At 39.9% G+C, this 23,724-nt stretch carries 21 protein-coding genes; 3 read left to right on the forward strand and 18 right to left on the reverse strand.

Features of this window, described 5'->3' with window-relative positions; translation table 11 throughout:
* Positions 1–156: 156 nt before the first annotated feature.
* A complete protein-coding gene (locus BN161_RS02215) occupies positions 157–2,241 on the forward strand; it encodes a hypothetical protein (RefSeq protein ID WP_044262657.1) in 2,085 nt (694 codons plus the stop codon).
* 110 nt (positions 2,242–2,351) lie between these two features.
* Entirely contained in the window at positions 2,352–4,724 is a 2,373-nt protein-coding gene (locus BN161_RS02220; RefSeq protein ID WP_044262658.1) for a glycoside hydrolase family 127 protein, read from the forward strand.
* Between the two features lie 8 nt (positions 4,725–4,732).
* Here the strand turns inward: BN161_RS02220 and BN161_RS02225 are convergent, their stop codons facing one another.
* The 17 genes from BN161_RS02225 to BN161_RS30305 form a co-directional block, all read right to left on the reverse strand.
* Entirely contained in the window at positions 4,733–6,640 is a 1,908-nt protein-coding gene (locus BN161_RS02225; protein WP_044262660.1) for a glycoside hydrolase family 97 protein, read from the reverse strand.
* 17 nt (positions 6,641–6,657) lie between these two features.
* A complete protein-coding gene (locus BN161_RS02230) occupies positions 6,658–9,765 on the reverse strand; it encodes a glycoside hydrolase family 2 TIM barrel-domain containing protein (protein WP_044262662.1) in 3,108 nt (1,035 codons plus the stop codon).
* Positions 9,766–10,547: 782 nt separating this feature from the next.
* Positions 10,548–11,522, reverse strand: a complete 975-nt coding sequence (locus BN161_RS02235; protein WP_044262663.1) for a DUF2059 domain-containing protein — start codon at positions 11,520–11,522, stop codon at positions 10,548–10,550.
* 413 nt (positions 11,523–11,935) lie between these two features.
* Positions 11,936–12,979: a TlpA disulfide reductase family protein gene (locus BN161_RS02240; RefSeq protein WP_044262665.1), complete on the reverse strand. Its 1,044-nt coding sequence runs from the start codon at positions 12,977–12,979 to the stop codon at positions 11,936–11,938.
* A gap of 32 nt (positions 12,980–13,011) precedes the next feature.
* Positions 13,012–13,380, reverse strand: coding sequence for a hypothetical protein (locus BN161_RS02245; protein ID WP_044262667.1), 369 nt, complete (start codon positions 13,378–13,380; stop codon positions 13,012–13,014).
* A 1-nt stretch (position 13,381) separates the two neighbouring features.
* Positions 13,382–13,684 (reverse strand): hypothetical protein, encoded by a 303-nt coding sequence (locus BN161_RS02250; RefSeq protein WP_044262669.1) that lies wholly within the window; start codon positions 13,682–13,684, stop codon positions 13,382–13,384.
* A 574-nt stretch (positions 13,685–14,258) separates the two neighbouring features.
* Positions 14,259–14,546: a hypothetical protein gene (locus tag BN161_RS02265; protein WP_125910722.1), complete on the reverse strand. Its 288-nt coding sequence runs from the start codon at positions 14,544–14,546 to the stop codon at positions 14,259–14,261.
* 74 nt (positions 14,547–14,620) lie between these two features.
* On the reverse strand, positions 14,621–14,938 hold the full coding sequence (locus BN161_RS02270) for a hypothetical protein (RefSeq protein ID WP_044262678.1): 318 nt from the start codon (positions 14,936–14,938) through the stop codon (positions 14,621–14,623).
* A gap of 457 nt (positions 14,939–15,395) precedes the next feature.
* Positions 15,396–15,983 carry a hypothetical protein gene (locus tag BN161_RS02275; RefSeq protein WP_125910723.1) on the reverse strand — a complete coding sequence of 196 codons (588 nt, stop codon included), beginning with the start codon at positions 15,981–15,983 and terminating at the stop codon, positions 15,396–15,398.
* Positions 15,961–17,208 carry a 6-bladed beta-propeller gene (locus tag BN161_RS02280; RefSeq protein WP_167332482.1) on the reverse strand — a complete coding sequence of 416 codons (1,248 nt, stop codon included), beginning with the start codon at positions 17,206–17,208 and terminating at the stop codon, positions 15,961–15,963. The genes BN161_RS02275 and BN161_RS02280 overlap by 23 nt, the downstream gene beginning before the upstream one ends.
* A 28-nt stretch (positions 17,209–17,236) precedes the next feature.
* Entirely contained in the window at positions 17,237–17,602 is a 366-nt protein-coding gene (locus BN161_RS02285; protein ID WP_044262683.1) for an NVEALA domain-containing protein, read from the reverse strand.
* A 61-nt stretch (positions 17,603–17,663) separates the two neighbouring features.
* Positions 17,664–18,026 carry a hypothetical protein gene (locus BN161_RS02290; protein WP_044262685.1) on the reverse strand — a complete coding sequence of 121 codons (363 nt, stop codon included), beginning with the start codon at positions 18,024–18,026 and terminating at the stop codon, positions 17,664–17,666.
* 204 nt (positions 18,027–18,230) lie between these two features.
* Entirely contained in the window at positions 18,231–18,572 is a 342-nt protein-coding gene (locus tag BN161_RS02295; protein ID WP_044262687.1) for a helix-turn-helix transcriptional regulator, read from the reverse strand.
* Positions 18,573–18,648: 76 nt separating this feature from the next.
* Complete coding sequence (locus tag BN161_RS02300; RefSeq protein WP_044262786.1) at positions 18,649–20,589, reverse strand: hypothetical protein; 1,941 nt, start codon at positions 20,587–20,589, stop codon at positions 18,649–18,651.
* A gap of 13 nt (positions 20,590–20,602) precedes the next feature.
* Entirely contained in the window at positions 20,603–21,031 is a 429-nt protein-coding gene (locus BN161_RS30295) for a hypothetical protein (RefSeq protein WP_244436380.1), read from the reverse strand.
* A complete protein-coding gene (locus tag BN161_RS30300; protein WP_244436381.1) occupies positions 21,025–21,573 on the reverse strand; it encodes a hypothetical protein in 549 nt (182 codons plus the stop codon). The genes BN161_RS30295 and BN161_RS30300 overlap by 7 nt, the downstream gene beginning before the upstream one ends.
* 171 nt (positions 21,574–21,744) lie before the next feature.
* The gene (locus tag BN161_RS30305) at positions 21,745–22,335 is read right to left on the reverse strand and encodes a glycoside hydrolase family protein (protein ID WP_244436382.1); all 591 of its coding nucleotides are present in this window, start codon (positions 22,333–22,335) and stop codon (positions 21,745–21,747) included.
* A gap of 161 nt (positions 22,336–22,496) precedes the next feature.
* Here BN161_RS30305 and BN161_RS02310 point away from each other — a divergent pair, with 161 nt between their 5' ends.
* Positions 22,497–22,877, forward strand: coding sequence for an MmcQ/YjbR family DNA-binding protein (locus BN161_RS02310; protein ID WP_044262689.1), 381 nt, complete (start codon positions 22,497–22,499; stop codon positions 22,875–22,877).
* Between the two features lie 32 nt (positions 22,878–22,909).
* On the opposite strand, the gene BN161_RS02315 is transcribed toward BN161_RS02310, so the two are convergent.
* Entirely contained in the window at positions 22,910–23,719 is an 810-nt protein-coding gene (locus BN161_RS02315; RefSeq protein WP_125910725.1) for a hypothetical protein, read from the reverse strand.
* Between the last annotated feature and the right edge of the window lie 5 nt (positions 23,720–23,724).

Here is a 23,724-nt window from a genome sequence, read left to right on the forward strand (position 1 = left end):
ATACTTACAAGGATTATCACAAATATATCTGATTTTGAAATTCAAATATCTAATATCAAAAGCCACTCATTCTTCGATAGCTTACTTTTGTCGCATGGTGTCTTATTGAATTAATAATAACATAAATATTTACGTATAAAAAAGATTAGATTGGTTATGAAAAGAATTCAAGTCGTTTTATTATTGTTTGCTATTGTCCCTATGTTTGCAATAACAAAAGCAATAGCCGGTAATAATAATCAGCCCAAAACGTCCAAGTTTGTTTATCATGGAGCCGGTAATCCGTATCTACCGTTATGGGAACATTTGCCGGACGGAGAACCCCGTGTTTTCGAAGATCCCGACAATCCGGGAAAATTTCGCGCTTACATCATCGGTTCGCACGATGTCCGCTTCGGCAGTTATTGCGGACCGGACATCAGAATGTGGTCGGCACCCGTAGAAGATTTATCAAGCTGGCGTGACGAAGGAGCTATCTTTACTTATCAAGTAGAAGGACAATGGGATGTGATGTACGCTCCCGACCTTGTTGAAGTGAAAAGGAAGGACGGCACAAAAGAATATTATCTGTACCCGCATAGCCGCGGTAGAGACAGAGAGGCGATGGTTGCCAAAGGAAGCCGCCCCGACGGGCCTTTTACCCCCATCAACCTGACTGCTGATGGTACAAAAACTCTGCCCGGAAGTATTCTGGGATTCGACCCGTCGGTATATATCGAATATATTACGGATCCGAACGATCCGGATTATGAAATCGGATTCAGAGCCTATGGATACTGGGGATTCCAACGTTCATTAGCCGCTCAACTGGACCAGAACACCATGTATTCCGTACGCCCAGGAACAGAGGTTATTCCTTATTTCATGCCGGCAGGCGTTCGCAGAGGTAATAACCGCGGTCCGAAGAATATCTCATATCCGCATATCTTTCCCGGAGAGGACCTCGAAGCATTCAACTTCTTTGAGGCTTCATCCATACGTAAGATTGGAAACAAATACGTAACCATCTATAGCGGACATTCAGGTCCCGACTATGGATTGGGCAGTTCCAACTCCACTTTACGTTACGCTTATGGTGATTCTCCACTGGGTCCATGGAAAAGCGGCGGCGTTCTGGTCGATTCGCGTGCCCCGGTGTTAAATCAGGATGGTTCACGCCTGCAAACAACTAATGCAGGACACAATACACACGGAAGTATAGAACTCATCAACGGACAATGGTACGTATTCTATCACCGTCCGCCACGGGGATTCGGCAACGCACGCCAGTCAATGGTAGCCCCAATCCATGTGGAATGGGATAAGAAACCGGTATCGGAAGGCGGTAAAGTTTCCATCAGAGCCTACGACCCGTACGCAAAAAATAATATCTGGACAGCCAAAGACAGCCAAGGAAATGAATACAAAGGAGCAGAAGTAACCTCGGAAGGATTCCATATATTCGGTCTTGATCCTTATCAGTATTATTCCGCGGGATTTGCATGTTATCTCTCCGACGGACGTATCCAGCAGGATTCATGGGACATCTGGGATAATCATGCCCCCATCACAAACGTGAAAAACGGCAATATAATAGGATATAAATACTTCGGCTTCGGCGGATTGAATAAAGATAAACTGGGTTTGAAAGCTTTCGAAGGAACCAAAAAGGGAAACAAAACCGCCTTCAACCTCTTCCTTACACCGAAAACATCAAAGACGTTTAAAGTGAATGTTTGGTTAGACGGTCCGTGGGATAACGAAACCTGGAAAGGAACGAAGATAGGCGAAATTGTTGTTCCTGCCAACTCGGTGCAGAAAACGGAACAGTTTACAATTGACGTATCGAAGTTTGTTGACCATCTGGACAAGAAACATGCAATTTACCTCGTTGCTGAAAGCGAAGAAACGGGCAATCTTTTCGATTTAGCCGGCTTGGGATTCAGCTCAAACAAGAAGAAGATCACTCGCCCTATTGTCCCCAAAGCAAATATAGAGGTCAATGGAAAAGCAATCGAAGTGCCGGCAACTCCTGTACGTTCTACTGAAAGCAATGGTATTACCGGCTATGACATCTATGAAACTGTTTACAAACTTCCGGCCGGAACTACCGGAACCCCTACTGTATCGGCATCAGCGACTGATAAGAATGTGAAAGTAGAGATTATCCAGGCAACATCGGTTTCCGGAACTGCTATTGTGAAATTCGATTATAAAGGGGTAGTTAAAACATATAAGATTGTGTTTAGCCCTCTTGCATAGGAATATAAACAGCAATCAGAATATTATAGTCAAATAGAACTGATTTGTGAATATGAAATTCGCAATACATTTCTATTTGACTATATAGCTATATAATAAAGAATGTAACCATGAAAAAAACATTTACTATTCTATTATTTATATGTGCAGCCACAGGGATAAATGCACAAGATAAATTGTATCCCAACGAGTTTCCGCTCTCACAAATAACACTCCTCGAAGGACCGTTGAAACATGCCCGTGACCTGAATATCGAGATATTGCTCAAGTACGACTGTGACCGTTTGATGGCTCCCTATCGGAAAGAGGCAGGGCTGACACCCAAAGCAAAATGTTATACCAACTGGGACGGATTAGACGGACACGTCGGAGGACATTACCTCACAGCTATGTCCATCAATGCAGCCACCGGCAATGAAGAATGTCGCAAGCGTATGGAGTACATTATCAGTGAAATTGCCGAATGTGCCGAAGCCAATTGCAAGAATCATCCCCAATGGGGTGTTGGCTACATGGGCGGAATGCCTAACAGTCAGAACATTTGGAATGGCTTTAAAGACGGAGACTTCCGCGTATACAGTGGCTCGTGGGCACCGTTCTACAATTTGCATAAGATGTATGCCGGCTTACGCGACGCATGGCTATATTGCGGCAACGAACAGGCAAAGACTCTTTTTCTGCAGTTTTGCAATTGGGCAATCCACATCACATCAGGATTGTCGGACGAACAGATGGAACGGATGCTTGGCAACGAGCATGGCGGCATGAACGAAGTGCTTGCTGATGCGTATGCCATTACTCATGAACAGAAGTACCTTGACTGCGCAAAGCGTTTCTCTCACAAACGGTTATTTACTCCTATGTCGCAGCGACAAGACTGCCTCGACAATATGCACGCCAATACGCAAGTACCCAAAGTTATCGGCTTTGAGCGTATATCAGAGCTGTCGGGAAATGAGGATTATCATGTGGCAAGTTCATTCTTCTGGGATATCGTAACCGGCGAGCGCAGCCTTGCATTTGGCGGAAACAGCCGTCGTGAGCATTTCCCTGCCAAGGATGCTTGTATGGATTTCATCAATGACATTGACGGTCCTGAGAGCTGCAACACCAACAATATGTTGAAACTTACAGAAGACCTCCACCGTCGTAACCCTGAAGCACGGTATGCCGACTACTACGAGCTTGCCACATTCAACCACATACTCTCCACCCAGCATCCGGAACATGGAGGCTACGTTTATTTCACGCCTGCCCGTCCCCGCCACTATCGCAACTACTCTGCCCCTAATGAAGCAATGTGGTGTTGTGTCGGCACCGGCATGGAAAACCATGGCAAGTACGGACAGTTCATCTACACCCATGCAGGCGATGCCCTTTTTGTGAATCTATATACGGCTTCACAGCTCGACTGGAAAGAACGCGGCATTACGCTGCGTCAGGAGACGGCTTTCCCTTATTCTGAAAACAGTACTATTACTATTGCGGAAGGCAAAGGCACATTCAACCTCATGGTGCGCTATCCGGGATGGGTACATCCGGGCAAATTCCAGGTCAGTGTAAACGGAAAGCCCGTCGACATCATTACAGGCCCGTCCTCCTACGTCAGCATCAATCGCAAATGGAAAAAAGGCGATGTGGTGAATATCAATTTCCCAATGCACTCATCCCTGCGCTATCTACCCAACGAACCGCAGTACGTTGCTCTCATGCATGGGCCTATCCTTCTCGGAATGAAAACCGGTACAGAGTCGATGGCTTCACTTATAGCGGATGATAGCCGCTTCGGGCAGTATGCAGGTGGTCCAAAGCAGCCTATTGATAAAGCTCCAATCCTCATCAACAATGACATTGCCAGTATCCCGTCACAGCTCACTCCTGTGCCTGGTAAACCGCTGCACTTCACACTCAGCACCCGCATGGAGAACAAGATTGAAGGAGAATTGCAGCCATTCTTTGAAATTCATGACTCTCGTTACATGATATATTGGCTTGCTCTCACCGAAGGTAGCTACAAGCAATATATCGATAACATTGCCAAACAGGAACAGGAGCGTCAGGCACTCGAAGCAAGCACTGTCGACAAAGTGCAGCCAGGCGAACAGCAACCGGAGACCGACCACCAGATGGAGACCGACGAATCATACACCGGTAACACAAATAATGTCTTCTATCGCGATGCCCGCAACGGACATTATTTTAGCTACCTCATGCAAACCGATGGTCTGACTAACCTCAAGCTACGACTCAAGTATTGGGGAGTGGGCGAATGGAAAAGCCATGAATTCGATATCTATATTGATGATGTGCTTCTCCGTTCCATCAACAACACCGGCAAATATCGCATATCAGAGTTCAAGGCAGAAACCTATGACATTCCGGCTACTCTTTTGCAGGATAAGAGACAAGTACGCGTCAAGTTTGTGGCAAAACCAAACAAGCAAATAGGTGAAATATATGAGGTAAGATTAATAAAACAGTAGCTGGATAGCTACTGTTTTATTTCTTTTCCAATACGGATACAAGCTCCGCCACCCGGCGCTAACTTTATATTCAAAACTTCATTCCGCGTTACTTTCTTTTTCGAAACCTTAATCGTTTCTCTGTTACTCAAATAATGGGCATTCTCTCCATCTTCTACAATTTCCGCTTCATAGTCTCCTTTACCTAAGAAAGACAGCGGCACACGTAAAGTTCTACTTTCTTCGTTAGTTGCAGCTCCTACCAAGAATACTCCATCTTCCGCTTGACGCATCATTACGATATATTCTCCTATTTCGCCATCTAAAGTTTTACTTTCCAGCCAAGGCATTTTCTGTGCAGACAAAAAGCGGAGTAAAGCTGGATATTTACGATAATATTCGGGAATATCCGGAATAATCGTCGCGCCGGAGAAAGTAATCAATGTCCGTGCAGCTTCCGATACCACTGTCGAAGGCACTTCCTGATTATTATCCGAACGTGTCGTTCTTCCTTGCCGAAGGTCAAACATACCGTTATTCATATCAATCGGGCCGGCTACCATATTTACAAACACTGAAGTAACAAAGGTCTTGGGATAGAAGATCTCGTGTCCGTCCAATTGAGCTTTGCAGTATTCACGTGTCACAGCATTGGGCCATGTCCGCATCTGCCCATAGGGATGCACCGGATAATCATGAAAATCTACCAATAATTTATACCGTGCACACATTTCCGTTATACTCTTTGTTCTGGTATTCTTCTCTTCAGGGTTTCCGGCCATAAAACCATACTTCACTCCGGCAGCTCCCCACTCCCCATATTGTTTCAAAGTTTCTTCCAACGGATAATTACGTCCTCCCACATCATTCAGATACAGCCAGATACCCACTCCTTTCTGCTTTCCATATTGAATCAACTTTCGCACATCCCTGGCCTTATCTCCCTTAACGGGGTCCGAACCCTGCTCAAACTCAGGTCCATACCAATTGGCATCAAGAACCAGATAGGCAAAACCCTGCTCTGCGGCAAAATCAACCGCTCTTTCCCAGGAAGGATAGGACATCGTATAATTAAACTCTTCCCACTGAGCACCATTCATACGCCAGTCCCATAACGCAACTCCCGGCTTCACCCACGAAAAATCATATTCTCCGGAAGGTTCCGGATTCAATAATTCCACGAGATGAGAATCCACCAGATCGCCCGGTCTGTTACCACAAAGCACCACACGCCATGCCGATTGATATCCCGCACGAAGCAAATGCGGTTTCGCAGAAACAGAAAACAAGCATCGCCCCTTTTCCGATTTCAGTTTCAAGGGTTCACCCTCATCCAGACAAGCCTCATGTACAGCCAGGTATAAATCTTCCGCAGCCTTCACCGTCATCACGGGCAAGCGCTCGCCATCTGTTTCGGTCAATCGTTCCGGACCGATATTATGCCTTTCTCCATTATAATACCACGCGGTATAGTCGCCTGCAAAATTAAAAGTGGTAAGTTCCAGTGCAGAACCCGCCCCTTGAGGCAACACATAGCGAAAAGCCACACCTTCATTATAAGCCCGCGCCACTATCTCCAAAGCATCCGATGATTCCGCTTCATTCACAAAAGACAACTTCATCTCATTGTATTTATCGGGCACTACGGCACGCTTTCCCCACAGAGGCTTCCAAACAGAATTCACTTTGTTACGGATAACCTTTCCCATTTTCCATCCTTGGGAAGGAAAAGACACCCCATCCTCTGTTTTAAATCCCAATGCAGAAGCCTCAATCACTTGTTTACGCTTCACAGATAGTTGATAAGTCAGCTCACCGGCATCCGTTTGAATAATCGCTAACTGTATCTTTCCGTCAGGCGAATCAACCGTACATCTTTTTTCACCGGCATAACAATATGTTCCTATCAATAAGAACAACAAACACAATTTTATCATAATCCGATTTTATCACATCAATAAACTTTATTAAATACCGGCTTCATTATAAAGCTGAATTCATAATTACCATACGGCAAGCGGTATTGCGGATAAGCGATAGCTCCCCAACTATTTTCACAAGCCAGACCCAATTGAGCCTTGTCTATGCAAATATTCGTATAATCCACCGGAATTACTTCCGGTGAATGACGCTGATCTTTATTCAATCCGTCGTCCAAAGATTCAATCGTATAGTTCAGAGCTGATGCCGAGAACGGGGCTTCCGCAACAAATTGCAACCCGGAACCCGCTTCGTTCAGTTGTCTCCACCAACGTATATCAGTCTTAGTACCCGTTTCCTGCGGACGGATATATGGGTAGAATTGTTCAGCCACCGTCTGACGGTAAATTCCTAAATCCGTTGCATGATTGCGGTCCGAATAGTTTTCCACAGGACCTCTGCCATAATAATTGATTCTATAGAATTCATCAGGCATCTGCATCTGCATGCCGAAGCGGAACATATCGGGCACTTTCTCTGCTTCACCGGCAGCCATTTTCTGAGTAACTTTTATCTCACCTGCATTATTTATCACATAAGTCAGATATAGTTTAGCAGAGACATCCGGCATTTCATATCCGGCTTCAACTACAACCGTCCCATTCTCCTGCTTGTTGGTAAATGAAGTCCTTTTAAGTTTGGGATTCAGCCATACCCTGTATTTGTGCTGCAATCTGGCACCATAATCATTGTCAGTAGGCGCACGCCAGAAATTAGGCACGAGTTGTCCACCATCATTCATCAATTCCTTGCCTGCAACCTTATATCTGCTCAGGAAACCATTGTTCTTCGCAAACTCGATAATGAAATCCTCACCTTCAATGATCAGATAATTACCATCATTATTATTCACGGAGGGAGCAACGGATTCTATATTCGCTTTCTTTACATTCACTAATGCCATATCGGGTGCCTTATAGGGAGTGACGGACATTTGAGCTTTTGCAACAGTAAATCCGGGAGATAATAAGGTTTCAGCCTTTTTAAGTTTATAAGATACATTCAGCAATAGTTCCTTGTCTTTATACGAGTTTATATCGGAGATGTCCAGTTTCAGTCTTGCCGATTGTTGAGGAGCTACATCAAGATTGCCAACAGTGCCGGCTTCTACCAATTCACCATCTGCCAATAACTGCCAATCCAGATAATAAGCGGAAAGATCACGGAAGAAATTCTCATTGAAGATTTCTATTTCTCCATTTTGCAGGTTGACGGGACGTGTCCAAATGGACTGATAAAAGTAACCCACTTCGTACATATGCGGATTCGGTACCCTGTCAGGGCTTATCAGACCATTATCACAGAAATTATTGTCAGAACCATCATACTTATTAAAATCTCCGCCATACGCATATATCTCTATTCCGTCTTTATTTTTCCAACGTACAGACTGGTCAACAAAGTCCCAGATGAACCCACCTTGAAATTTCGGATACTTGCGTACCAGGTCCCAATATTCTTTGAATCCACCCATAGAATTACCCATAGCATGCGCATATTCACACTGTATAAGCGGTTTAGTGGCATTACTCTTGGCATAGTCCTCGCAAGCGCTGTACCACAGATACATCGGGCAGAAAATATCGGTATAATAATCATGACCGGCCTGTTCATATTGCACGGGACGCGTTGCATCTTCCGCTTTTATCCAACGATAGCAAGCTTCAAAATTAGGACCGGGACCGGTTTCGTTACCCAACGACCAGATAATGACCGAAGGATGATTGTAACTACGCTGCACATTACGCTGGTTGCGCTCCAGATGTGCTTTGGCAAAAGACGGGTGTTTAGAAAGCTGATTATTAGTATATAACATTCCATGTGCCTCTACATTAGCCTCAGCCACGACATACAAACCATACTCATCGCACAGTTCATACCAAAGATTATCATCAGGATAATGGCATGTACGCACGGCATTGATATTGAACTGCTTCATAATCCGAATGTCCTGCAACATACGCTCCCGCGAAACAACATATCCATAATCCGGGTCCATCTCATGGCGGTTGGCTCCCTTAATCAGTACAGGCTGCCCGTTCACAAGTAGTTGCGCATCTTTAATCTCGACTTTACGGAAACCTACTTTTACCGGAATAACTTCTAAAATATCATTGCCATTCTTCAAAGTAGCCGTCAGACAATAAAGATTGGGCATTTCCGCACTCCATTTAAGGGGATTCTTAACCTCCATAGCAGCCGAAAGATTGCCCGAGCCATTCACCCGGGTGTTTGCAACGATATTGCCTTTCGAATCCGATAGTTCCAATTCTACAGTACCCCGTCCTTTCATTTGGAGGGCAATATCCAACGATCCGTTGGCATACTGTTGGTCCAAGTCGGGAGTAACTCTGATGTCCTGAATATGGTTCTTGTTGCGGGTATACAAGTAGCAATCACGCCCCACACCCGAAAAACGGAAGAAATCCTGGTCTTCAAGATATGACCCGTCGCACCAGCGGAACACCTGAAATGCAATCAGATTTTTACCCGGTTTGAGATAACCCGACAAATCAAACTCCGCTTCCAGTTTACTGTCTTCACTATACCCAACGTATTTACCATTCACCCACAAATAGATATTAGAAGTGACTGAACCAAAATGCGCAAAGATTTGCTTATCCTTCCACTCCGCCGGTATAACAATCTCCTTACGATAGGATCCCACATGATTGTTCTTTACAGGTATTTTCGGAGGATCTGTTCTGAACTGGTTCTTCCACGGATACCCAACATTGACATAAATAGGATCTCCATAGCCATTTAACTCCCATACAGCAGGTACTTTCAGCTCATCCCACGCACTATCGTTATAACCCAACCGATAAAAGTCGTCCGGGCGCTGGTCGGCATTCCTTACCCAATTAAATTTCCACATCCCATTCAGTGACAGAAAATTATCAGATTCTTCCTTCACACCTGCACGGGCAGCATCAGGCGATTCATAAGCAAAATAGTTGGCATGCATCGGAGCACGATTTACAGCATTTACCTCCGGATCTCTCCACTCATTATTTTGTGATAAGGCAATTGTCTGAAATCCAATAGCCAAAGCAAATAAACTGAATAGCTTTTTCTTCATATCATTATTATTTAAAATATTTTTTTAATCAGATTGTCCTGCCATACTTATCATAGTTCCACACTTATATTGCTCACAAATATAAGAGCGCTCTGCCCTCCATGGCTTTCAATTTCAGACATTTTATTATTGAAAATAGATAAATCCAGCCTTTTCTGCTACTAAATCCGTATTCACTCGCTATACACAGAGTTTATGTACACTTTTACCTACACGCTTGCACTCACGCTCTGTATCGCCTTATTTATCGGCAATACAGGGTGGTGTAAGCAAATAAAAACCGAGTGTAGGCAAATTTACCTACACCGCCCTTGACAAGACATATATTTCTGATTATCTTTTTGTTATCCATCATATTCGCATAAATCCATCTCAGCACTTTTCCACTCTTTCTTTGCCGATTTCACCATATAGCTTTCTGATTTTCCAATATCTATTCGTAATTTTGTGCAGTTTTCCCGCATTTATGCTCAAATAGTTCTTTTTTATCGATAAGTCGGATCGGGTTGATGTTGTATAATCTCAGTTTTGATCGGGTGATGTTTTTTTCGGTAACATCTGTGGGAATTCCAATATCCTGATAAGAAATCTAACAACTTATTTAGCAACTAGTCGCTAAAAGTCACAACCGGATTTAATATAAGTCAAAACACAAGTTTCCGAGTGCAGGAAACGACAGTTTCCCCTAATAGGAACGACAGTTTCCTCTAATAGAAACGCGAGTTTCCTTTAATGGGAATTGTCGTTTCTCTTCATGGGAACCGCTATTCCTCTTGATGGGACTAATATATTTCCTTGGCTCTCTTCTTAGAAGACCGTAAGTAATCCTTTACTTTCACATCACAATATGTCTTGAAAATCCCATCATCATTGGAAGGTAACCTGCCTTTTTCATGAGGCAACTCAAGAATATCAATCACTTCTACACTTTTTTTCAGTTTAGGGAAAAGGAGGCTGACATAGATATACTTGGAGTTAAAACCCTCTACAGTCAATAATCTGTCTTGGGGAGCTCCTCCGTCATATCCTCTCACGTGGTATTCATCACCCGTTTTTTTGTCAATTATCACAAACCCCGGACTATAGTACAGCCATTGCCAATTAAAATAGATAGGTTGCAGGAAAGTTACTTTCGTATCTTTGGCTCTTCTCTCAATGGAGTATAATGAAGGTTTTGTTCCCTCTGCTCTGTTATAAGGTCTCTTAGCCACCTCAATACTATCTTTCGGAAGCGCATAAGCTGCATCATATAGTTCCTGGTCCCGATTTCTCGTTTGCTCCATTGCATCCATGCTCCTGTCAGATTCCGGATACAGTTCTTTCCTCATATCCACTTGTAACCGACTGACCAATAACGGCATAGCTTCACGCATAATACTTATTGCCGACTCTCTATATCGCTTTCCCAAAGGGGATTCATAAAACGCAATGGTTTCTTGCAGATCCTCCAAAGCTAAATTTTTCTTGTAAACAGGCAGGTATATTTCCATAACCATCCGTTCCATCTTCTCTCTCCACGACTTGGCAAATGTATCCCAATAATCAGCATCTTTTTCCGGTTTATTCATCCTTGCCACGGCCAAAGTGTGCGGCAGAATCTCATCAATAGAATTCAAAGCACCGGTAACTTTCATTAGCTTCTTCAAAGCTACTTCGTATTCACTCGTTTCATCTGATTGCTGTGCGGAAACCGGTAAGATAAAGCTCAACAATGCGACTACACACATTGCGACTTGAAAAATAATTTTGTTTCTCATAATATAGTTTTTAAATAATCTGTGATATTTATTGCATAGATAGTTTATAAAGCAAGTATTAACACATTCACTTGCAACTTTATCATCTGATTATGGTTGTATCGAATAAATTATAGCATATAATAATTGACTTATAATATATCGCATTTCTTTATAATATTTTTTCTTCCTCAAAAAACAGTCTACTGTTATCATAACAAACACCCAAATAAGTAATGTTACAGGCGTCTTATACTCTTTTTCTAAAGGGTTCATTAGAATAATATAAAAGTTTAAAGATACTAATAAGATTTCACTGAATACAATAATCAAATGTCTCATATTATCTATATTTACATTATATGACCATTAGCGAACAAGTAATCTCCGTTATTGCTATTTCATTTATAGAATACATATCCACCTTACGCTTTTCAGTTTTGGAAGAGACGATTCAAATCTTCTATATTGAAATTTCTTTTAAGAATTATTCCGTCGGGTGATATCAGCATCAATACCGGTATTTTATTTATTCCATACGAATTCACAAACGAATAATCCGCCAGTACTTGTGTCCAAGGAAGCCCTAACCGCTTAAGTGCTTTTTCCCAGTTTTTCCTATCACGATCTATTGAGATAGATAATAACTTCAGATTTTTGGAAGCATATTTTTCGCCCGCATTTCTGATTTCCGGTAACTCTGCAATGCAAACCCCACACCACGAAGCCCAGATATTCACTAACACATAGTGCCCGTTCCCTATATAATCCGACAAATATACTTTTATGCCGTCCGGTAATTCCACTTTAGAATCAACAAAATTACTGCCTTCTCGCACACTAAGCAGCTTTGTTATAAACCGATTGTTTTTCAACACAGAAGAGGCACCGGCAAGTATAGCGTTTAATTCGTCAACGGTAATCTGTTCCTGAAAAATGCGAATCCAAAATGCAGGAATTATATTATCAAGATTCTCATAAACAGTTCTTTTTATAAATTCCTTTGTTTGTTTTATCACCTTTTCACGGGTAATTGCATATAGTTCCTTTTTCCTTTCAGCTACAACATTCAGACTGTCCAATTTCTTATAAGCATCTATGGCAGCTCGATTCAGCACTTGATACTCTCTCCAACTCTTTTGAAATACATCATTAACCGGAGTGCCTTCGCACCAACCCTCCTTAGCATCTGTACAAATACGAATATTCCCATTCTCAAGTACGGTGAAAATCCCATCCATACCATCAATGCATACAGCCGCCCAGCAAGACTGCAACAGCTCTCCTTTAAAAATGAATTTTCCATTCACGACATTCGTACTATCAGCCTGTCGATTATCCTCTTCCAACATAACCAGAGCAACTTTTCGGCCTTCATATTCGTGATCTGCACTTCCCTCAATACTGTAATGTACTTGAGAGAAGGTTCTTCCTCCTACGAGAAGCAAGATTATTAATAGTACTATTTTCTTATCCATTTTAATATTATTATCAACGGTTCAGTAAAAAACTACTCTCTTTCAATAACCCCTTCTTCCTCCAATTTCTTCTTCAACCGATAATAAGTATCAAGTTTACGATTCCAAACGTCATCGTTATCATCACTCAATAAACATGCTTTCTTCAAGATGCTTTCATGACTTTCTTCTGCAACAGGAGAGGTAACTTCATCCAATTCCGCAAATTCCACTTCTATTTCATCCCCTATTTTAAACTCTCCTCCATTCCATGTAACATGTATTTCTTCGGGCATTTTCAAACCTCCGATATTCCAATAACCTCCATCATATCCATGTTGCATTATCATAAGACTGACTCCACCATTTGGAATACCCGCTTTCCAAACAGTATCCCTCCATTTTACAATAATTCCTTTCATGCTATATAAGTCCCTTCCCTTGTAATTCCATTTTTAATTGTTCGTATCTCCTTTTCATCTCATTGCGATCACAATCTTCAATTATCAAGACAGGCGATACCTTATCCGTATCGACCATTTTTATCAAGACTCTGTCACCTTCTTCCAACTTCTCTGTGAGCCAAGTGAGATAATGCAGAATATCACTTCCTTTTATTTTGATTCTGCCGGAAGAACATCCGAATGCCAAATCCGCAAATACAAAATAATCTGAAGCGGCAACTATAGGTTCTCGACCATTTATACTTATTTCAAAGCCTATCATAATCACTTATTATACAAAATTCTATCACTTTTTTTAATTTAATAATTTTTAATCATAACCACCCATATACCCACACAAAATCCCAATGCACCGGTAAAAAGTGAATGAATAACTGTAGGTTCTTCAATCCCAAACCATTGACACATATATATCCGTATTATATACCCCGATATTAGTGCCATTAAAAGACCTAACGCATATTTAATAATTTCTCTTATCATTGATTTATTACATATTGCAGACACATTTAAAACTTCAAGCCTTTCGCTCCTTTTTTTAATTCTATCTGTTCAAAGTGCTATATATTTCCTTCTATGAAATGGAAACTCACAGCTAATGTTTGTTTTACCTATTTTTCTTTGATAATAGAAAAAAAAACGAACTAACATATGAATAGCAACCATAACAGCTATCGTAAGACATACGATCATCCAAAATGTTATATCTTTTTCATTGAAAAGATACTGCAATAGAAAAGCAACTACTGCACCTCCTATAATGTATTTCAAAACAAATGAATACTTCATATTATTGATCATTAGTTATTATTTTAGTAGAATCACTCTTTTATCATTTACTGATCCTTAACTTCATTTTCGTCTACCCATTCAGACAATTTCTTGATTTTTTCTTCTAATAAATCAAGATCTTTGTTTGATATCGAATCATAGTCTTTGACTTCATAATACCAATTCTTAATATCAGGGTATTTTTTTCGAATCTCTTCAACCCTCACTTCCACCTCCTCAGGAGTCATTCCACACTTCTGAGAAGAACAGTCCTCAATGATATTATCATCATTGGTGCATCCTTGTCCAAACAAACAGAATACAAATAATAAAAGACAAATTAAATGTTTCATAAAATTCGTTTTACGTTACATATCTACAGTCATATTACACTAAATTCCCCATCTATTACTACACCCATTCATCATTAATCAATCGGTCCACCATAGGTTCTAATAAAAAAATCTTCCACTTTTTTCAAAGACTCTTCAGTTACTGAATCATAGCTAACAACTTCTAGATAAAATCCTCCACGACAATATTTTTCCTCAAGCTCCCGAATCCTATCTTTTTTCTCCTGCAGAGACATTTCACATTTCGGTAAAACAGCTTCTACAGCAACCACATCTATGTCATCATTGGCACAGCTTTGCCAACCCACACAGACTACTATTAATAAACCCAATAAGTACTTCATAACGATAAAATTTATGGTTGATTTAAAATTAATAGCATAGATAGCCATTTCATATAACTAAACCAAATTCAAAGCGTATACAAAACTTCTAATACGAAATTTGTATACGCTTTGAGCTATCTTTCTTATCTAAACAGCTTTTTGATAAACTTTGGCAATGAATCACAATCTACCCCTATCTTCCTTTTTAAACGACACCGTCTCATACGGAAAGACCTTGGCAAAATATGTAATAATCGTGCTATCTCAACATTCTCCATACCAATGTGCACCACATCAAAAGTATAATATGCATGTCATCCCTCGAAAGCATCGGAAAAATTTGACGAACTTTAAACGAATGGATTTAATAAAGTAAATAGGTGATTGACCTGTCAGTGCTTTTATTGTTTATATAATAGTGAACCGCCCACATGCATTTCCATAGCAAATCTTTCTCTTCTTGACTCTCAAGTAATCCTTATACTTTCATGCAAAATTGTTATTGCAAATAATGCCAGAATCTTCATTTGCTCTTTTGAAATTTATCTAAAATACCTTGTAGATAATATTGAGTCATGCTTTGTTTAAACTTCTCTGGAAAAAATATAGATTCTATTTTTCCACATGAATCAACATATGCAATATATCGCTTAAAAGTACCACTTTCTACATTATTTGGAAAAAGCAAAATTGAATCAGAAATATTCTTATAATTAAAATCTTTCAGAAATCCAGATTGTGCAAAACTACGCAACTCCCTATCCTCATAGGAAGGAAGAATCATGAGATTCTGTTTACCAGCAAACATTTGAAATTTATATAATTCTTGCAAATCCTGCCTAATACACTCATCACACATATCATCAGAATAACGATATATTAAAACATTTTTCACAGGAAAACGATAATCAACAATTCCATTAAAAGAAACCCTTGCAGATCTTTCCAAATAACCAACGAACTCATTAAAACTATTATTGATTGCAGCGTTCAAAACTATCATTCGATTTTCTAATTCTACAATTTTATCATTTTGTACAATTATACCTGATAATAGAATAAGAAATATTATTACTCCAAGAAAACAATTATTGTTTTTTACTATATTCATAATATAATAATATAGGATTTGAATCTTCATTTAAATCTTCCAATATCTCTTTATTTATAACCTCATTAGATATAAACCCTTCTTTCTGATGATGTTTCAGCTCTGGTAAACAGTCAGTTCCTACACAATAATACACTCCACCAGCATCAGATGTTAGAAAAGAAGGTAATGTATAATGTACAAATTGTGGTGTATACAATATATCATCTTTAAAACTAGAATATGTAGACACCTCGCCTGTACCCATATTACATACTCCTAAATACAAAGGCCAAGTTGTATAACTAAAATACATATAATTATCACATTCAAACATGCTCAAAACCCCTGTTATCTTATCCATTTTATGGCCTAAACGAAGACGCATTTCTGCTCTTATCTTTGAGTCCAACATTCCTCTTTTTTCTTCCTCCGATATGTCTTCTGGTTTGATTACCTTATCACCGCCGAATGCCATATATGGAGTTATTTCCCCATTATTTATGCACATCACAGTATCAGAAAGCCCAAATGCAAACAAATCTTTTCCCTCCTTGATGTGATAAAACAAAGATGAGTATGAAAACATATCTCTCCATCCCTTATTATATTGTTCTACATCCATCCACTGAGCTATTTCGCGACCACTATCTACATCCAACTGCCTTAATATATAATTTTTATCATCAGCATTCCAAGAATTAAAAAATGTATTTACAGCATATAGCATACCACTATTACACCATATCCTATGAATCTCAGTACCATTTTCTAATCTTATAGTTCTCAAATAATTGCCAGTATCAATATTATATAAGTAAATCTTCTTACCTACCCAATCATAAATATATATAATGCTATTTTGACTATCAACCGCAAAGTCAGTACATGCAGCATATTCTTCCGGACCAAACCCGACACTACCAATTTTTCTTATAAAGTTTCCTCTTTTGTCAAAAACAAAAACGCCCTTTGCCATCCTTTCATCTAAAATAATCAACTTATCCTTATATAAATCCATTTTATCAATACTGCCAATCATTACTTGAGCATTATCCAATCTTATTATTGTAACAGAATCGAACAGGTTAGAATAACAAAAATCATGTTTCATTTTTATCGTGTCAAAATTAACAGCATAAACCTTTGTATTACAAGAATAACTAGCCTTCTCCGCAGCACATGAAAACAATATCATTGCACATATGCATAAAAGAATATTATTAACACATAAATTTTCTTTCATAATAGAAATCTCTAAATAATAAATACAATCAAAAACAATACTTTTCAGTAGTATAGTCTGATGACCCAATATATCCATCACAACTATAGTATAAGTACTCTACCCCCTCCCTGCAAGAACCTCTCCCTTGTCCATCGCATTTGTACGTGTTTACTTGACGCATTGGAGATGAAACTAACGAACCATTCCTATTACAATTTTGGTATTCCATTTTACCAAAATAATCTGCTCCACACGCTTTTGTTTCAGTACCTCCAGACTCTCCACCTGCTAATGACTCTATATTTACGAACAAAAGAGAGTCTATTTTTATTCGTTTTTCTCTTTCTTTCGTGAAGACAAAGAGACCTCCCGCCAAAACTATCACCATTACTATATATACTTTTTTATTCATAACTTTTTCAATTAAATATTCACAAATATTTTCTACTGATGATTACCATTCATACTTATTATCAAGGAGTACAGAAGACAGGTTGAGTAAGATTGCTCTGACCTATCATAACAGATTCACAATTATAATAAGTATATATATCTCCTTTTAAGCATGTACCCATACCTTTACTATCGCATGAATATGTAAGAGTTTCACGCACAAGTACATGATATGTAATACCGTGATTATTGCAAGTCTGAAACTCTTGTTTTCCTGGCGACGATTTTGTTATGCAATTCTCATAACCATCACTTTCAATTCGTGCTAAAGATTCCACATCTACCAGTAAAAGCATATTGAAGTCTTTTTTTACATGATCTGACTTCAAAAACACAAATATCAAACCATATACTACAATAATTAAACAGAACCATTTTTTCATAATATTTTTAATTAAATTATTAAAATAAATATGCCAATATCACTTTACAATAGCTTTCAAGAGATTCAACCCTGTGAGCGATTTTTTAATTGATTGAAAAAATCATATATCTAAAAAGTAATGTAAAGATCCCCCTTTTATGTCAGAAATCCTAATTCAAAGCGTATACAAAACTGCCAATATAAAATTTGTATACGCTTTGAATCATTTTTCTGAGCAAAACAACCCTTTAATAAACTCTGGTAACGATTCACAATCTATTCCCAATTTCTTTTTTAAGCGGCAACGTCTCACGCGGAAAGATCTTGGTAGGATATGCAATAATCTTGCGATCTCGATATTTTTCATACCAACGCGTATCAAAAGTAGAATATGAATATCATCTCTGGAGAGCATCGGAAAGTTTTGACGAACTTCACAAATGAAATTACTTTGTAATAGGTTTACCAAACCCTCCAATTCTTCCCAATCCGTTTCATTTAGATAATTCATGGATGATAACTTATCCAAGAGCTCTTTTTCTAATATAAGTATACTTTTTTCCATAATAATTATTCGCTATTTATTTAACTTTGTCGATCTACTTTAACTTTCTAAATTTTATATCATCAAATAAGCCCTCTCACCAGTACCTCTGTTTCCCCTCCTCATATTCAAAAATCCGCTCATCACTCCCACGAGTATGATTCTTCAAATAGAGCAAAGCCCCTTTAGGAACCATATAAAGCAAAGAATCAGAGGAAGGTACCTGTTCACCGATAGAGATCCACTCTCCTTTTGAAGAATAGAACGGTTCATACGTATCCCCCTCGCGCACATAATTATCCCGGTTTCGGGGAGTAAATATTATTTTCCGGATTAAACAAGGACGCCCTAAATCGAGCCCTGCCCATCCACCGGTCGGCTGATAATAATCGAAAGAGGTATAAGGGTCGCCATCGTAAACATTCCGGTAATCATGTTTTCCATCTCCGTTTTGTTCATTAGGAGTACCGATAACCTTACCCTGCAAAGTACAAGTGTCCGCTGGATCCTCATAAAAAGCAACTTCCGAAACATTGCAGTAACCATTTTCGGGCCCCACGTATCGTACGTATCGATAGGGTTTTGTATTACTTAACCTCACAACACTATACAAACGCACCGGAGCCTCCTTCACTACGTACAAAGTATCTTTCTGAAGAAAATCTGCACGGTTGCTACCCTCAAACACCCCGCCAACCATACGTTGTGCAAAAGGCTCAATAAACTGATGATACTTATTCAGAAGTTTTATTTCTTCCACCTCATCCGAACCCTCAAAATAATGGATGCCTCCGGTGCTTCCATCAAGGACAAACGGATCTGATACCGGAATGAGCCGCCCATGCTTATAAACAGACAGTTGGAGTACAACCCCTCCTTCCACATCATCAAAGGAAACATCGTTTTCTCCGGGATGCGCCCATGCTATAGGCTCCCAATCCATCCATGCAGGGCTGCACAAATACACTACTTCATCCTCCGGAACTTTATGAAAAAGTTTCTCACGAGGTATATTCAGCTTCCGGACATGCTTACCGCTATACAGCCGCGTCACATCTATAAAGTGGGGAAACCGAAATGAAGGATAAACTGCTTCCGCATCTTTCCGCATATCCTTTACTACAGCTTCATTCCGGCTGAATGTTTGCCGATAAATCTTGGATTTTATTCCCCAATATTTACGGACAGGTTCCAACGTACCGGTTTCATACATATAATATGACTCACCGTTCTTATCCAATATAAAATTCCAGAAGTGAGCCACATTTCCATCACCGCGCAAAGGCATATAGTCGCAACCACAAGGAATGCCCAAAGCCCTGAAAATATAAATCAGCATATCCGCCGTCTCACGGCAATTGCCGGAATGCCAATCCACAAGGTCGGGACCGATATGCGGACCCTCTCCGAACTGCCCTGTAAAATGAAACTTTATCCGGGAAATGGAGTCTATCAATACCCGCGAAACAAACAAAGGGTCTTGCGCCTCAGGAAGTGCCCTGACGGAGTCCAATATAGGATTGAAAGCATTGTATACCTTTTCACGCCAAGGTTTTAAAGGCTCGTCTTCTATCCTGTAAGGCAAAATGTATTCACAAAAATCAGCGAAAGATACATTCTTACCCCACGGCTGTTCGTTCCAGACTTTAAACGCCCATTCAATATTGTCTATCAGGAAATCAGCTGGAAGCTCTAAATCAGGCTTAACCGTTGATTTTCTAAGATTAATGCGTCCATACATTTTCCGGATGGAATCCTGCACTTCACCGGGAGTATACAGTCCGGTACCGTAAAGTTCGAACTGTTTCTGATAATGCTCCACCTGCTCGCCTTCGTACGAACAATAATACGGAAGATTCTCTATCAGAAACTCGGCCGCCCGCAATTTCAGCGTATCAGCCTCATACCTTTTCAGCACCTCTCTCAACTGAGGATTTTCCTTGATGACATCTTCTAAAACATGCGAAGGATCATTCTCCACACACCCGCTTACCAAAGCTCCTAAAAGAAAATACAAGATATACTTTTTCATCTTCATACATGCATAAGGATTATTCATCTTCTTTCATTACATCACCACGGGTAATGCCTCCTTCATTGAAACTGTCAACTGCAAAATAGTAGGTTTGTCCAACCTGCAAACACCTCAATTCAATCTCAGTATCATTATACACCATATAGCTATTGTACAACTTCTCCGGATGGATTCCAAAACGAATGCTATACCCGGTTGCACCTTCTACTTCCCTCCATTTCAAAATGATGCTTCTTCTGTCCTCTTTATTCCGACTAATGCGATAAAATTTCGTTTGGGCCGGAGAAGGTTTATCCGACCGTCCAAATACACGTAAACCGGAAACAGAGAATTTACCGGAAGGACAATAAATATTTGTAAGCCGTACATACCGTGTCTTCACGGTTTCTTTAAGTTGGATATAATCATGAGGAGCATCCTCTGTATTCACCGACTTGTCTACCAAAATATTCCACTTTTTCCCGTCTGTAGACTCCTCCAGATAGTATTGATAAAAGTACTATCTGACCGCCCGAACAAATGGGCATCATGGTCGGCAAAGTTTATCTGCACGGCGTTTACTTCGCACTCTTCACCCAAATCCACCGACAGGTATTCTCCTTTATCGGCCGTTTCGGCACTCCACCAGGTTCGTATATCTTCATCAACAGCACAACATGCCGGATATTTTCTGAGTTCAGAAGAAGATCTGACACTTTTATTATGGGACAATAGCATCCAACCGGGAAACAGCTCCTCAGGAGAAGTTATTTTATGGTCAGGGACAATCATCGGGTAATCTCCCGGTTCTGTATAAGCGTACATTACACTATCTTCATCAAAGAAAACCGGATATAGAGACAACCTTCTTTCAAAATAATGCCGGGCGGTGACAGCAACAGTACCCACATGCCAGTAATTGCCATATTTATCCTGGAAAGTTCCACCATTTCCGGCACCGGTAGTAAATCCTTCCGGATTGTAAACAAGCGGATTGTGCTTCGCCAAAGTAAAAGGTCCTAACGGAGTGTCGGAGACATATACCCCATCATTGGAAGTTTTAAACTGTATACCGGGAGAAGCATACTGTTAATAGTATTTTCCACCACGCTTATTCATCCACATGCCTTCTAACCAAGGAGTCGCATCCATCCAGTCGTGACGATCACCGGGTGTCTCCTATCCATTGTCCCGTTGGCAACCTCTAATTAATGGAGAAGGCTCACCCAACAATTGAAATGTACGCGGATCGACTTCTACTCCGGTTAAAGAAACAGAATTACCCGCTCCCGCGTACAAGTATAATCTTCCTTCATCATAAAAAAGCATTGGCTCCAACATTCCCGGAGGAAAATTGCAAGCTACCGCTTCCCAGACTCCGGATTTCGGGTTATCAGTTTTATAAATGGTATCCGTGGCATAAGAAGCAGTGTAATACAATTCACCCTGCATTTCCACAACTGTAGGAGCAAAGCTTTCTGTAGGAAGATTTGTGTCATCAATTAATTTCCACTCTATCAAGTCAGAAGAATAATAATAGCCCCCCGAACCAAACAAAAAAAGATAGTAACCGCCCTCAAACTGAACAATACAGGGATTTGCAGCATCTCTGCGGGAAACATCATCGAGACAGAAACGGTAATTCAAATTAAGGGGATTGCTTATAGTGCGGAATACAGGATTCTTCGCATCGGGTATCCGGCATCCGGCTACCACAACAATTATCATGACTAATACCCATATAGTTTGTCGGTTATACATAGCATTCATACATATTAGATTAACTTTCTATATGAACACAAAGTTAGGCTACTAATAAAGTAGCCTTATTAGATTACAGATATTTGATTTTAGATATTAGGTATTTAATCAGAAATTACCTCCAAAAGTGTTATATTTGCCTTCGTATACTGTTTAAAAATCTATCAGAAATGAACATTGAAGAATTTAGAGAATACTGTCTGTCATTAAAAGGAGTTCATGAGAAAATGCCGTTCTCGAATATTCCTGATAAATACAGTCGTGATGTTCTATGTTTTTATGTAGCAGATAAATGGTTCTGCTTTGTAAATATCGAAGTCTTTGACTTTTGCTGCATCAAATGCAAGCCGGAAGAATCAGGAGAATTACAAACCACATATATAGGAATAAAACCCGGATGGCACATGAATAAGAAGTACTGGATCAGTGTTTACTTCAATCAGGATGTGCCTGACGAGAAAATTAAAGAACTCGTAAGGAAGTCTTATGACATTGTTGTCAAAAGCCTGACAAAGAAAGAACGGGAAATGCTACTATCAAGTGATGAATAGCATTCCCGACATTAATATGATACGTAAGCTGACTATTTGCCAAGCATTTTCCACATCCTTTTGTTTAACTCTTCATCATCCAATTTGGGAAACTCTTTCAGAATAAACTTCTTGCCATCGGCAGTAAACTCCACATTTCCCGTATCAATCTTTGATATATATTCCCTCAAACACTCCGCTTCGTCAATCACAGTCTGCATTTTGGCAGAAGGGGTGAACGTCACATAATGCCCATTAGGAATATAATCGGATCTCACCAGATATTCTATATGTCTACACCCTAATTTTAATAGTAAGTCTGCTATCAACTTCGACTTGTTTTGGGCATTGGTCATAAAAAAACGGTACTTCCCGATTTCATTATCACAAGCCTTCCCATAGCATAAATAAGCCCCAAGCAAAAAGGACAATTTCTGTTTCTCCGTTTCTATTTTCTCTCCGCTTACTTTTCTAGAATAAACCCTGTTGCCCTGCGCCGTACAAGCCACTTTCGGCTCATAATTATAATACTTATCCACCTCGGCAGACAATCCCGGTGAATATATCGCTATCTCCGGAACAATATTCTCGGTTTTTACAATAGATATATCCTGATAATCAGAATCAAAAAGAGAAGACAGAAATAATACTGTAGGCAACTTATTCAGCCGATATTTTTCAACTCTTTGATAAAAGGCATCCTCACCTTTAACTTCGAAAGTGCGATCATACCCCATATATTCATCCAGAGTTCCCACCAAAAAGCACTCCTTATCATACTTTTCCACATCAAACTGCGCTTTCGCCAACAAGCTGAAAAATGAGAACAGCACAAACAACAGACAGCTATTTATTTGCTTCATAATAT

Origin of the sequence: Bacteroides timonensis (assembly GCF_000513195.1) — a bacterium.
GTDB lineage: Bacteria > Bacteroidota > Bacteroidia > Bacteroidales > Bacteroidaceae > Bacteroides > Bacteroides timonensis.

Coding starts and splice junctions, on each gene's coding strand:
- BN161_RS02215 (WP_044262657.1), top strand. CDS start 157: ATGAAAAGAATTCAAGTCGTTTTATTATTGTTTGCTATTGTCCCTATG.
- BN161_RS02220 (WP_044262658.1), top strand. CDS start 2,352: ATGAAAAAAACATTTACTATTCTATTATTTATATGTGCAGCCACAGGG.
- BN161_RS02225 (WP_044262660.1), bottom strand. CDS start 6,640: ATGATAAAATTGTGTTTGTTGTTCTTATTGATAGGAACATATTGTTAT.
- BN161_RS02230 (WP_044262662.1), bottom strand. CDS start 9,765: ATGAAGAAAAAGCTATTCAGTTTATTTGCTTTGGCTATTGGATTTCAG.
- BN161_RS02235 (WP_044262663.1), bottom strand. CDS start 11,522: ATGAGAAACAAAATTATTTTTCAAGTCGCAATGTGTGTAGTCGCATTG.
- BN161_RS02240 (WP_044262665.1), bottom strand. CDS start 12,979: ATGGATAAGAAAATAGTACTATTAATAATCTTGCTTCTCGTAGGAGGA.
- BN161_RS02245 (WP_044262667.1), bottom strand. CDS start 13,380: ATGAAAGGAATTATTGTAAAATGGAGGGATACTGTTTGGAAAGCGGGT.
- BN161_RS02250 (WP_044262669.1), bottom strand. CDS start 13,684: ATGATAGGCTTTGAAATAAGTATAAATGGTCGAGAACCTATAGTTGCC.
- BN161_RS02265 (WP_125910722.1), bottom strand. CDS start 14,546: ATGAAACATTTAATTTGTCTTTTATTATTTGTATTCTGTTTGTTTGGA.
- BN161_RS02270 (WP_044262678.1), bottom strand. CDS start 14,938: ATGGCTATCTATGCTATTAATTTTAAATCAACCATAAATTTTATCGTT.
- BN161_RS02275 (WP_125910723.1), bottom strand. CDS start 15,983: ATGAATATAGTAAAAAACAATAATTGTTTTCTTGGAGTAATAATATTT.
- BN161_RS02280 (WP_167332482.1), bottom strand. CDS start 17,208: ATGAAAGAAAATTTATGTGTTAATAATATTCTTTTATGCATATGTGCA.
- BN161_RS02285 (WP_044262683.1), bottom strand. CDS start 17,602: ATGAATAAAAAAGTATATATAGTAATGGTGATAGTTTTGGCGGGAGGT.
- BN161_RS02290 (WP_044262685.1), bottom strand. CDS start 18,026: ATGAAAAAATGGTTCTGTTTAATTATTGTAGTATATGGTTTGATATTT.
- BN161_RS02295 (WP_044262687.1), bottom strand. CDS start 18,572: ATGGAAAAAAGTATACTTATATTAGAAAAAGAGCTCTTGGATAAGTTA.
- BN161_RS02300 (WP_044262786.1), bottom strand. CDS start 20,589: ATGAAGATGAAAAAGTATATCTTGTATTTTCTTTTAGGAGCTTTGGTA.
- BN161_RS30305 (WP_244436382.1), bottom strand. CDS start 22,335: ATGAATGCTATGTATAACCGACAAACTATATGGGTATTAGTCATGATA.
- BN161_RS02310 (WP_044262689.1), top strand. CDS start 22,497: ATGAACATTGAAGAATTTAGAGAATACTGTCTGTCATTAAAAGGAGTT.
- BN161_RS02315 (WP_125910725.1), bottom strand. CDS start 23,719: ATGAAGCAAATAAATAGCTGTCTGTTGTTTGTGCTGTTCTCATTTTTC.